Here is a 10832-nt window from a genome sequence, read left to right as displayed (position 1 = left end):
ACCACCATTCGGGCGACCTCCAATTTGAAGCTGGCATCATACTTTTTACGCATTGAAGTCATCTAATATTTCTCGTTAAGGTGAATGATGCACCTATCGAGGTGTCTGTTGGGATTAGACCATGACAAAACCCATCGATTTCAGTACTCCAGCTTCAAATCGCCGGATAAGCAACCTCACCAAATCAAAATGGCGTAATCCGTCCCAACCTTGGCCGACCAGCCCATTACCGCAAGGTATGGGCTGCTTTAATCTCTGTCTTACCCAAACACCCAACGCAGAGAGAAAACCATGTCAAACACAGCCCTGATCGTGATCGATGTACAGCAATCCTTTTTATCACGCCCATTTTGGGTAGAAGACGATGTGCCTGAGTTTCAGCAAAACATCAGCCAGCTGATCGAAGCCTGCGTGGCAAAAAATGTCCCCATCGTGCGTATTTTTCATATTTCCAGCGGCCCGTTTGCGCTCGAATCAGGCTTGGTCACGCCACTCGATTGGATGCCACCACAGCATGATGTAGTGTTTCATAAGCATGTACACAACGCCTTTAGTGACACCGGCTTAGATTACTGGCTGCGTAAACGCAATATCAGTAAACTGCTGATTACCGGCATACGCACCGAGCAATGCTGCGAAACCACGGCAAGGATTGGTAGCGATATGGGTTATGAAGTCGATTTCATCTCCGACGCTACCCTGACCTTTGCCATGACCCACCCCACCACTGGCCGCACCCTGAGCGCGAACGACATCAAAGAAAGAACAGAAGTGGTGCTTGCGGGGCGCTTTGCCAATATTGTGAGTACAGCGGATTCTGTAGCGGCTTTGTCTGCAATGTAATTGTGTAGGGCCAGTGCTTACCCGCGAGCAAGGCTGAAAAATATGCGGGTTCCAGCCCATGTGCGCTAAGCAAAGTCAAAAAGATCAGTGCCTTCGGCACGTTGATTTAGGTGCGGGCGTCCCGCGGGACCTTCCTTTCTTGTGTGGCCAAGAAACGAAGCCAAAGAAGGCCACCCCACGAAACACGAAGTCCCCTGCACTGCGGACAATCGGGTCGGCGGCGGGCGGGATTGGCTCGCTGCCTCGCTCCCTTGCCGAAACCCCGCCCCGCTTGTTCCTCGCTCCGGCGTGTTTCAAGGGGATTTTCAAGCCCTATGCAGAGACCGTGATTGTTATGTTTTTTCGTTGTTTGCTACTAAAAAAAAATTGCTTAGCGCACATGGGATTTCACCCAACCTAAGCACGCTGTTTAAGAAATTACCCCAAATCTGTACCTACTTACATCAACAAGCCCTTGCAATAATTCACCCGCAACTCACCCACAAGGCCCCTTATGAAACCTAAAGACCTGCTGCTTGCCCTGTTGATTGTGCTGGTTTGGGGAATGAATTTTGTGGTGATCAAAATTGGCCTGAGCGGTATTCCACCGCTCTTGCTGGGGGCAATGCGCTTTGTGCTTGCTGCGCTGCCGGTGCTATTTATCGCCCGCCCCAAAGTGCCGCTACGGCTTTATCTGGCTTATGGATTAACGATTTCAGTCGGGCAATTTGCCTTTTTATTTTGTGCGATTCATCTGGGCATGCCCGCTGGCCTCGCCTCGGTGGTATTACAAGCACAGGCTTTTTTTACGCTGATTTTATCGGCGCTCCTCCTTAATGAGCACTGGCATAAGGCGCAATTGGCTGGGCTGATTTTAGCCAGCTTAGGCTTGGCCTTTATAGGCTCGGCGCATGGGCTATCCATGCCGCTGCTGGGTTTTTTGCTCACGCTTAGCGCCGCCTGCATGTGGGCCTTGGGCAATATCGTCACCCGCAAAGTAGCAGCGATAGGGCAAGTCAATATGTTTGGCTTTGTGGTGTGGGCCAGCCTTGTGCCACCGCTGCCCTTTTTGGCACTGTCTTTTGCCATCGAAGGCCCAGCCGCTATTCAGGCCGCAATATCCCACTTGGGCTGGGGCTCGCTGGCTGCTGTGGCTTATCTCAGCTGGATCGCCACGCTCCTGGGCTACGGCTTATGGAGCCGCCTGCTTAGCCTCTACCCCGCCAATAAAGTCGCCCCCTTTAGCCTGCTTGTCCCCGTAGTTGGCCTCATCACCGCCTACCTTGTATTTGGCGAAACACTCAACGCACTCCAATGGACAGGCTCGTTACTACTGATGTCGGGGCTGATGATTAATCTGTTTGGCGGGCGAATAAAAGGAATGATTTTGCTGAAGTTAAAACGAGCTTGAGCCCACGCCCCATCATTCATTGGACGGGTGAAACCCCATGTGTGCTAAGCAACTTGTTTTTTTATTAGCAAACAGAGAAAAACGCATTGACCTCGCTCTTTGCACGGGGCTTTTTAAAGTCCCCTTGAAGCACGCCGAAGCGAGGAACAAGCGGGTGGGGTTTCGGCGAGGACTGTTTGAGCGAAGCGAGTTCCGCAGCCGCCACTCGATTGTCCGCAGTGAGGGGTTTCGTGCTGGTCGGGGCGGCCTTCTTTGGCTTCGTTTCTTGGCCGTTCAAGAAATGAAGGCCCCCGCGGTGGCCAACCGCTCCAAAATTAACGTGCCGAAGGCACTAAAAAGGTCTTTTTGATTTTGATTAGCGCACATGGCGTGAAACCCACCGTTTATGCGCTTTTGATATATAAAACTGGCGGCTTTCTCCCGTCCTGCATAAACAGTCCACGATAAATCCCATCATGAACCGCTGCCCCATTTACTTTGTCCTTACCCCGCAATTTTTATTACTTGATTATGCGGGCCCTGCCGAAGCATTCAGGATTGCGGCTGGGCTTGGTGCGCCTTTTGATTTGCATACGATATCCCCAACCCCCACGCTCACCAGCTCGCTGGGGCTGGATATCAGCAACTTAGCACCCCTGCCAGTGAGCATACCGGCAAATGCCCTGGTGGTTTTATGTGGGGTCGTTAAATCAGCTGAGCACTATCAGCGGCCAGAGGCACAAACCGTGGTGGATTGGCTTAAAGCAATACAAAGCCCCGATCTGCGCATCGCCTGTATTTGCTCGGCAGCCCAGCTGGCTGCCCGTGCTGGTTTACTTGATGGCCGGCGCTGCACCACGCATCACAGCCTGATTGAGCGTTTACGCCTGCAAGCCCCCCTGGCACGAGTTGAAGACGATCGCATTTTTATTGAAGATGGCCCGGTATTCAGCAGCGCAGGCATTACCGCAGGGATAGATCTGGCGCTGTTTTTAATCGAAAAACTGGCAGGTGCCCCAATGGCGCAGGAAGTAGCGCGGCATATGGTGATTTATCTGCGCCGCAATGGCCATGATGCCCAGCTCTCGCCGTGGCTGGCGCACCGCAGCCACCTGCACCCTAATATTCACCGTGTGCAGGATGCCATCAGCCGCGCCCCCGAAAAACACTGGCGCGTAGCCGATCTGGCCGCGATTGCCCTGATGAGCGAGCGCAATCTTAGCCGCTTGTTTCGCCAGCACGCAGGCGTGGGCATGGTGGAGTACCAGCAAAGCCTGCGCATCGCCCGCGCCAAAAACCTGCTCGAAAACCCAAGGCACAGCATAGAAAAAGTGGCCGAATTAGCAGGCTTCAGCTCAGTCAGGGATTTTCGCCGCGTATGGGCCAAATTTGAAAAAACCTTGCCAAGGCAGGCCAGCAAACAGGGCAACTCAGCGGGCTGAATATAAACACTCACACAATATTGGGCTGATCCGCACAAATCTGCTCCTTACAAAATTGCGGCTTAAACCAATCCTCTCCCCGGTTAATGGCCTTTGCTGCCCATAAAATATGTACGGATTGATTCAGCGCTCTTATTCCCAGGTGAGGGTAAGCCTGATCTTTATATTGGATGATTTTAGCTTCAATCGTTTTCTGATTTTTTAAGAAAATTTTCTTTTCAATTAAATAAAAACAAATTCACAAAGAAAAACAATAAGCAAAAAACCCTACAAAACCACCCAATAAAACGTCAATATATAAATAAAAACCCCGATTAACATGCAATAAAAAATTATAAGCATAAATATAAATATTTATCGTAAGAAAAATATTTAAAAATAGATTTACCTGTAAATAAAACATAGTGCATGATGAATACTCAAAGTAATGATCAAACCTGCAGTAAACACTTTATTTTTAAAACTAATTTTAATAACGAGAAATACCCAATGCATCATCTTTTAAATATTGAAGCTAAAAAACCATGGGCTAAATTACTAGGCGGCCTTTGCTTACTCAGCCTGCTTGCTGCCTGCTCCGGCATACCCGCGCAACAGCAAGCAGAAACCTCAAGCGCACAGCTTGGCACTCAATGGGGTGAAGGGCTGGAATCCAGCGTACAAAATGTTGAAGCCAGCCGTATCAGCCCGCAGCAGGCAGAGCAGGTGGCCTCTCTCACTTACCGCGATGCTAAAGCGCTGAATCAGGCACTGCCCAATGCCGCACGCCAGCTCAATCTGCCGCTGCTGCAAGGGGCCATTGAATGGTCTGTGCTGGATGAAAATGACCGCCCTATTCCGCTCTTACGCACCGCGCAGGGCCAGCTCGTACTGGGTGGCACAAATGGCGCACGCTACACACTCAAATTTCAAAACCTGAGCAACCGTGATTATGAAATTGTGAGCACCGTAGACGGGCTGGATGTGCTTAATGGCCAGGCAGGCCGCCTGAACAATACCGGCTATTTACTTAACGCACACCGCTCACTCACCATTAAAGGCTTTCGCAAAAGCCAGGATGAAGTCGCCGCGTTTCGCTTTGCAACGCCTGATCTGGCTTATGCAGCCAATACCCCAGCGGGCGACACCCGTAATCTTGGCGTGATTGGCGTTGCTGTTTTCCGGGTTGCCCTGAAAGATAAATCCAAAGCAATGCAGGCTAATCCATTTCCGGCAGACAGCACTTATGCACAGCCGCCGCGCTACTAAACACGAGTCTTAAGACGTAATCAGGCGCTGATCAAGCCGCAACATCTGCCAAGCCCTGCTGAGTTTCTTAAAAACGCAGCAGGGCTTTGGTGGCCTCTTTCAGATCCCCGCCCGGCATAAAAATACTAAAACTCAGGCGTTGGGTTTTTACCGCTGATTAAGCGATATTCTCCCCCTTGATAGCGAAACAACTGCTGCTGTTTCACGGGCAATAATGTTGAATCCACAACGATAGTGGCCTCATCCCCATCGCTCTCTGCTGCGATTTCTTCAATTGTGTTTTGCTTTTCAATAAAACCAGAAAAACGAATCAGCAAATCACCCGGATTTTTACCGCCCGCTTTAATCTGCCAGTCCCCTTTTACAGCAGCACAATCAAATGATGATTGCTCACTTTCTGCATAATGGTGACGAATCACTTTATTTGGGGCTTGTTTAAAAATCTGCTCGCAATCGCCTCTGGCCCCTAAGGTATCGGCTTCAATACGAACCCAGTGTTTCAGCATGCTTTTAACTTTGTCATTCCCCAATTCATACAGCATTAAATCTGCAAAGCATTGCCCGCTGTAACAATCACCCGATTCAAGCCCAAGGGCAAATTGGCTCTGACTCAGCTTCACGACTTTGCTTTTGCCAATTGAGCCAATTGTCCCTACCCAATCAACCTGAGTCTGCTGACCATCTGCGTACCAGCGGTCCTCTGTTTGTTTAAACCAGAATGCACTTAATAAACCAGAAGTTGTATGTAATGCGGCAGGCTCATCTTGCTGATTAACTGGTTTTCCTGACGTAATTAACACCGCACGATGCTCATTTAAACGAATAAGCTGCTCTGCAGAGATTTCAAAAAGATAGCCTGCTGGCTCTTTCCCTTCTGCCGTTGCGACTAATGAATCGGGGATTTCGCCTTCTTTCTCATCCAGAGCCAGGGCCTGTATTTGCGCCTCCTTCTGATTTTTCCATGAAGGAAAAACCAATTTCATCAAAGAAGCGCGGTCGAGTTTTTCGCTGGAAGGCACTTTTTCAGAGCAGGCAATTAATGAGCCGCATAATAAGAAACATGTCAGATATTTAAACAAAAAATATATCCCATAGAAAAGCTCTGCTTAAATTATCATTCCGCATAAAAGTGAGGATTAATCAAGCAAAGCTTCCCTGCTTAGTACTTAAAAAATTGTAAACAGAGCCAATTTAAGTAGCCTTACTCGCTGCTTTTCCTTAAAGGGCAGGAGCTGAAACCGATAAGTTTATAGGCCGGGCAATACCTGAACAGCCCCGTTGCCAAAGGCACGATGCCGATAAAACCCCATGCGCCAATGTGCCCCAGCAGCGCCAGTACGATCAAAATCAAGCCCACTGCAATCCGTAAAATACGGTCAATGCCGCCTACGTTCATGATCTTGCTCCAGACTGATAAATCGGATGAGTAAGTAGCTGCGAAGTGCATTTACTTTACATACTTACAATATATTAAAAAATATATTATAAGTCAACAAGATGAATGAGCAGATCCGACGAGCTGCATGTATCTATTGCAATGCCAGCCACCTGCGATACACCAGAAGCGCCACATGCGCATCATCTGCCGCGTATTTGATTTGCCGCTCGTTTAAAGGCGACGCCGCCCAGTTGGAGGTAGAGACTTTTTTAGATTTTTGCAGCCGCAGGCCAAAATACTTCGCTACCGCCGACCTGGCCCCCAAATCGCCCTGACCTTTTTCACGCAGCGCCCTAGATAAATCGAGCACATACCGGGGCGTAACACCCAGTTTGGCGTGCAGGCGTTTATGATCATCGCTTAAACCAAAACCTACTTTCAAAATAGTGGGCGACTCAAGCACCGCTTTGATTGCCGCCGTGCTGTGGCCTGCAGTCACCACAGGAAATAAAAACACCTCATGATCCGTAGCAAGCTGGATTAAATGCGGCCCGGTGGATTGCTGGCCTTTAAAGAAAATGGGCTTGGATTCGGTATCAAAGCCCAGCACATCCGCCACTTGCAGCGCGGCTAAAGCGCGTTCTGCATCGGCCATGGATTGCACTAAATGCACATGATCAAGGGAAATACCGGGGTAAGGCGGAAGAATAATGTCTGGATTCATGGGCAGTTTTAAGAATGGGTTTATAAAAACTGCGTAAATATCAGGGTTTGTTGACGTTTCATTCTCGGCTGCGTTGGCTTTTCCTCGCAAAGCGTGGGCTGAGCCGGAAAACGGCCATTCACGGTGTTATGCTCCTCGACAATAAGCAGTTATTGCCTTCGTCACATGCCTTGTGCCTGATCGTTTTCCGGCTCAGCGCAATTGTGAATGAAACGTCAACAGACCCTAAGCAGGCAAATCAAAAAACAAAATTGCATTCAACTATAACTGATTTCTACAGAATGACCGACTTAGCGGCAGCCTGCAATAAAACAGACTACTCATCACGCAAAGGGAGAAGATATGTTTGACATTGTCATTATTGGGGGCGGGGCAGCTGGATTAGGCGTGGCGCAATCTATTTATAAGCGGCAAAAAAACTTAAAAATTGCAATTACAGAGCCCGCCTCCCAGCATTTTTATCAGCCGGCCTGGACGCTGGCAGGTGCTGGCGAAACCGATATCAGCCAAAGCGTTAAGCCCATGAATAAAGTGATGCCACACTTTGTAAAATGGATTAAATCTGCCGCAATGGTGTTTGATCCGGATAATCATTGTATCACTTTAGAAAACAACGAAATTTTGCACTACCGCGCGCTGATTGTTTGCCCCGGCCTTTGCTTAAATTGGTCTGCCATTGAGGGCCTTGAAGAAACATTAGGCAAGAACGGAGTTACATCCAATTACCGCAGCGATTTGGCCCCCTACACATGGCAGATGGTGCAGCAATTAAAAAACGGCACAGCCCTTTTTACCCAGCCTGCCATGCCCATTAAATGTGCGGGTGCACCGCAAAAAGCCGTTTATTTATCCTGCTTTCACTGGGAAAAACATCAGGTATTAAAAAATATAAAAGTGCAGTTTCATCATGCAGGCACCACGCTGTTTGGGGTTGAATATTTTGTGCCAATTCTTAAGCAATATATGGACCGCTACCGGGTTGATTTAAATTTTTCCAGCACATTAACAAAAGTAGATGGCGCAAACAAAATAGCTACATTCAGCCATACAGATCTGAATGGCGATATTATTTCAACAGAAACTGCCTTTGATATGCTGCATATTGTGCCGCCACAATCTGCTCATCCTTTTATTGCCCGCAGCCCGCTGGCCAATGCGGCAGGCTGGGTGGATGTAAACCCCTCAACCCTGCAGCATATCCGCTACCCCAATATTTTTTCGCTGGGTGATGCCGCCTCCAGCCCTAACGCAAAAACGGCTGCGGCCATTCGTAAACAAGCGCCCGTTGTTGCCATCAATATTATTCGCTATTTAGCAGGGTTAAATTTAACAGCCCAATATAATGGTTACGGCGGCTGCCCTTTAACTGTAGAAAACGGCAAAATTGTGCTGGCAGAATTTGCCTATCAGGGCGTGCTGGATCCTACATTTAAATGCCTTACCCCGAATATCCCCAGAAGATTTAACTGGTTTATAAAGCGCTATATCCTTGCGATTGTGTATTGGCATGGCTTATTAAAAGGCAGAGAATGGCTGATTAAAACAAAACAATAAAAGCCTGTACGCTTCGCTTAATTTCTTTAATCAACCACAAAGGATTTACCATGAGCAGCCCGCTTTTTGTTTTAGCCACCATTATTGCCAAACCTAATCATGCCCAAACAGTATCTGATGCCATTCGGTTGGTACTGGCCCCATCCCGGCAGGAAGAAGGCTGCCACCGCTATGATTTACTGCTGGACAATAGCAATGATCATCGCTTTGTGATCCAGGAACAATGGCAGAATAAAGCCGCATTAAATGCCCATATGCAGACCGAGCATTTTAAAAAGCTGGTTGAAAGCATTGCCCCACTGGCGAATATCGATGTGGCGGAATTAAACTTGCTGGCTTAAGTGATGATCTGCCATACAGGGCAGGTTTAGTAAGGCAGGAGCAGCTTTAGCCGCATTTTTTTAATACCCAGTGCTTTCACAGCGATAGCCACTCCTGCAAAAAACATTCTGCCTTCTGGTTTTGCTTAAGCAGATAAGATTGCTCTTCACCCCATGAGCACTAACAAGCCATTTGCTGATTAACAGCAGGCACTTAGCGCAGCTTTTGTGCCAGCAAATAGCCTGGTTTACGCCATCACTGGGCCGGATCAGAAAGCACCCTCTTCAATTTGCCTGTATCCCATCGCAACATGCTTGCTAAACTGGCATGGCCCTATTTTCTGACTAAAAAATTTATGCCATCAGATTCAGACCTGCTTCGCCTTGATAAGCAATTTTGCTTTTCTCTTTATTCAGCCTCTCTTGCGATGACCAAGGCTTATAAGCCGCTGCTCGCCAAAATTGGCCTTACCTACCCTCAGTATCTGGTTATGCTGGTGCTGTGGCAGCAAGACAATGTTTTGGTAAAAGACATCGGCGAGGCGCTGTTTCTGGATTCCGGCACGCTCACCCCCCTGTTAAAGCGCATGGAAAGCGCGGCGTTTATCAGCCGCCAGCGGGATACAGAAGACGAGCGCCAGGTGCGTATTACACTGACCGCCAATGGCAAGGCGCTTAAAGAAGCCGCTAAAGAAATCCCCGTGCAGCTGTTATGCGCCAGCGGGCAAAGTGCAGACACACTGATGCAGCTTCGCAGCCAGCTGACACAGATTCGTGATGATTTAAGCACCTCCGCGTAAAAATCCAGCGGGCAGCAAGCCAGATTGCCCCCGTATATTCCGGCAAATAATCTGTTTTTTACACAATTAAGTTGTGCACAATTTAATTGTGTACTATAGTTATCACATCGTGAGTATTTCCAACCAGGGAGCATCACATGCAAATTCTTTACACAGCCAATGCAACAGCAACAGGTGGCCGCGATGGCCGCGCCACTTCTGATGATCAAAAACTGAATGTGCAATTAAGCACGCCCAAAGAGCTGGGCGGCGCAGGTGGCGAAGGGACCAATCCAGAGCAAATGTTTGCAGCCGGTTATTCAGCCTGCTTTATTGGCGCAATGAAATTTGTGGCTGCTGCAGAAAAAATTGCACTGCCAGCTACTACATCGGTGAATGGTCTGGTGGGTATCGGCCCGAACGGTAAAGGTGGTTTTGGCTTACAAGTTGCACTGAATGTGACTATTCCGGGAATGGAGCGCAGCGCAGCCGAGGCGCTGGTGCATAAAGCGCACGAAGTTTGCCCTTACTCCAATGCCACCCGTGGCAATATTGAAGTGACGCTGGCTGTTTTATAAAGGCACCACTCTGATTAAAGGGGCGGGGAAATCAAATTTGTTTGCCTGCCCGCAGATCTGCGCATATTTGCATACGCATTTCCAAAGCCTAAGCCCCAAAGCCGCTCTTGCGGCTTTTTTCTTATTCAGGCTTTATACATAATATGGATTACTTGTCACGGCGGCGCGTGATCAGGATACTTTAATTAAATGTTGAATTAATTAAATAAAATTCTGGAACAATCATGGGCCACTATTCAGCATTTCAAATCAGCCATGCAGCCGCTTTAAATGCTGAGCGCCTGAGCGTGCGAATTTTATTTCTGGCGGCCCTGCTCTGCCTCTCCGGCAACGCCCACGCCAGCAATACCATACAAATATGCATCGGTGATTTCCCGCCCTATAACAGCCGCAGCCTTCCCAAAAACGGCCCTGTTATCGAGATTGCCACCGAGGCATTCCGGCGCTCTGGCTACCAGATGCAATTTAAATTTACCTGATTATGTCTCTTGCTCAATCTCCTTGCTCAAACCACTTAAAAGGCCTAAGGTGAACGAACGTTCTTTTGTGGAGTGGTCGTCATGGCAATCAACCCAATCCAGATGCAAAAGGGGCTGT

General features: G+C 48.5%; 12 protein-coding genes. 9 read left to right on the top strand and 3 right to left on the bottom strand.

Annotated features, from left to right (window positions below; all coding sequences use genetic code 11):
* The first annotated feature begins 291 nt into the window (after window positions 1-291).
* The 4 genes from CSQ88_RS20790 (at window position 292) to CSQ88_RS20765 (ending at window position 4902) form a co-directional block, all read left to right on the top strand.
* Window positions 292-843: a cysteine hydrolase family protein gene (locus tag CSQ88_RS20790; protein WP_099399983.1), complete on the top strand. Its 552-nt coding sequence runs from the start codon at window positions 292-294 to the stop codon at window positions 841-843.
* Window positions 844-1336: 493 nt separating this feature from the next.
* Window positions 1337-2233 carry an EamA family transporter gene (locus tag CSQ88_RS20780; protein WP_099399981.1) on the top strand — a complete coding sequence of 299 codons (897 nt, stop codon included), beginning with the start codon at window positions 1337-1339 and terminating at the stop codon, window positions 2231-2233.
* 455 nt (window positions 2234-2688) lie between these two features.
* The gene (locus CSQ88_RS20770; RefSeq protein WP_099399979.1) at window positions 2689-3654 is read left to right on the top strand and encodes a GlxA family transcriptional regulator; all 966 of its coding nucleotides are present in this window, start codon (window positions 2689-2691) and stop codon (window positions 3652-3654) included.
* Between the two features lie 408 nt (window positions 3655-4062).
* A complete protein-coding gene (locus tag CSQ88_RS20765; RefSeq protein ID WP_099399978.1) occupies window positions 4063-4902 on the top strand; it encodes a hypothetical protein in 840 nt (279 codons plus the stop codon).
* Window positions 4903-5027: 125 nt separating this feature from the next.
* Here CSQ88_RS20765 and CSQ88_RS20760 read toward each other — a convergent pair whose 3' ends face one another.
* The 3 genes from CSQ88_RS20760 to CSQ88_RS20750 all read right to left on the bottom strand — a co-directional run bounded on the left by CSQ88_RS20760 (window position 5028) and on the right by CSQ88_RS20750 (window position 7004).
* A complete protein-coding gene (locus CSQ88_RS20760) occupies window positions 5028-5981 on the bottom strand; it encodes a hypothetical protein (protein ID WP_099399977.1) in 954 nt (317 codons plus the stop codon).
* A gap of 122 nt (window positions 5982-6103) precedes the next feature.
* Window positions 6104-6298, bottom strand: a complete 195-nt coding sequence (locus CSQ88_RS20755) for a DUF2892 domain-containing protein (protein ID WP_099399976.1) — start codon at window positions 6296-6298, stop codon at window positions 6104-6106.
* Between the two features lie 133 nt (window positions 6299-6431).
* Entirely contained in the window at window positions 6432-7004 is a 573-nt protein-coding gene (locus CSQ88_RS20750) for a 3'-5' exonuclease (protein WP_099399975.1), read from the bottom strand.
* Window positions 7005-7346: 342 nt separating this feature from the next.
* Between CSQ88_RS20750 and CSQ88_RS20745 the strand changes: the two genes are divergently transcribed.
* From CSQ88_RS20745 to CSQ88_RS20725, 5 genes are all read left to right on the top strand, one after another.
* Window positions 7347-8558 carry an FAD/NAD(P)-binding oxidoreductase gene (locus tag CSQ88_RS20745; RefSeq protein WP_099399974.1) on the top strand — a complete coding sequence of 404 codons (1212 nt, stop codon included), beginning with the start codon at window positions 7347-7349 and terminating at the stop codon, window positions 8556-8558.
* A 50-nt stretch (window positions 8559-8608) separates the two neighbouring features.
* Window positions 8609-8899, top strand: a complete 291-nt coding sequence (locus CSQ88_RS20740; RefSeq protein ID WP_099399973.1) for a putative quinol monooxygenase — start codon at window positions 8609-8611, stop codon at window positions 8897-8899.
* Window positions 8900-9189: 290 nt separating this feature from the next.
* Window positions 9190-9678 (top strand): MarR family winged helix-turn-helix transcriptional regulator, encoded by a 489-nt coding sequence (locus CSQ88_RS20735; protein WP_306475259.1) that lies wholly within the window; start codon window positions 9190-9192, stop codon window positions 9676-9678.
* 137 nt (window positions 9679-9815) lie between these two features.
* Complete coding sequence (locus CSQ88_RS20730; protein WP_099399972.1) at window positions 9816-10235, top strand: organic hydroperoxide resistance protein; 420 nt, start codon at window positions 9816-9818, stop codon at window positions 10233-10235.
* Between the two features lie 224 nt (window positions 10236-10459).
* Window positions 10460-10714, top strand: a complete 255-nt coding sequence (locus tag CSQ88_RS20725) for a hypothetical protein (protein ID WP_099399971.1) — start codon at window positions 10460-10462, stop codon at window positions 10712-10714.
* The last annotated feature ends 118 nt before the right edge of the window (window positions 10715-10832 follow it).

The organism is Iodobacter sp. BJB302, from assembly GCF_002735645.1.
GTDB lineage: Bacteria > Pseudomonadota > Gammaproteobacteria > Burkholderiales > Chitinibacteraceae > Iodobacter.
This window is presented reverse-complemented; position numbering and strand designations above follow the sequence as displayed.

Bases quoted from the DNA above. Each gene is read 5' to 3' on its own strand.
- CSQ88_RS20790 (WP_099399983.1), top strand. From the start codon at position 292: ATGTCAAACACAGCCCTGATCGTGATCGATGTACAGCAATCCTTTTTA.
- CSQ88_RS20780 (WP_099399981.1), top strand. From the start codon at position 1,337: ATGAAACCTAAAGACCTGCTGCTTGCCCTGTTGATTGTGCTGGTTTGG.
- CSQ88_RS20770 (WP_099399979.1), top strand. From the start codon at position 2,689: ATGAACCGCTGCCCCATTTACTTTGTCCTTACCCCGCAATTTTTATTA.
- CSQ88_RS20765 (WP_099399978.1), top strand. From the start codon at position 4,063: ATGATGAATACTCAAAGTAATGATCAAACCTGCAGTAAACACTTTATT.
- CSQ88_RS20755 (WP_099399976.1), bottom strand. From the start codon at position 6,298: ATGAACGTAGGCGGCATTGACCGTATTTTACGGATTGCAGTGGGCTTG.
- CSQ88_RS20750 (WP_099399975.1), bottom strand. From the start codon at position 7,004: ATGAATCCAGACATTATTCTTCCGCCTTACCCCGGTATTTCCCTTGAT.
- CSQ88_RS20745 (WP_099399974.1), top strand. From the start codon at position 7,347: ATGTTTGACATTGTCATTATTGGGGGCGGGGCAGCTGGATTAGGCGTG.
- CSQ88_RS20740 (WP_099399973.1), top strand. From the start codon at position 8,609: ATGAGCAGCCCGCTTTTTGTTTTAGCCACCATTATTGCCAAACCTAAT.
- CSQ88_RS20735 (WP_306475259.1), top strand. From the start codon at position 9,190: ATGCTTGCTAAACTGGCATGGCCCTATTTTCTGACTAAAAAATTTATG.
- CSQ88_RS20730 (WP_099399972.1), top strand. From the start codon at position 9,816: ATGCAAATTCTTTACACAGCCAATGCAACAGCAACAGGTGGCCGCGAT.
- CSQ88_RS20725 (WP_099399971.1), top strand. From the start codon at position 10,460: ATGGGCCACTATTCAGCATTTCAAATCAGCCATGCAGCCGCTTTAAAT.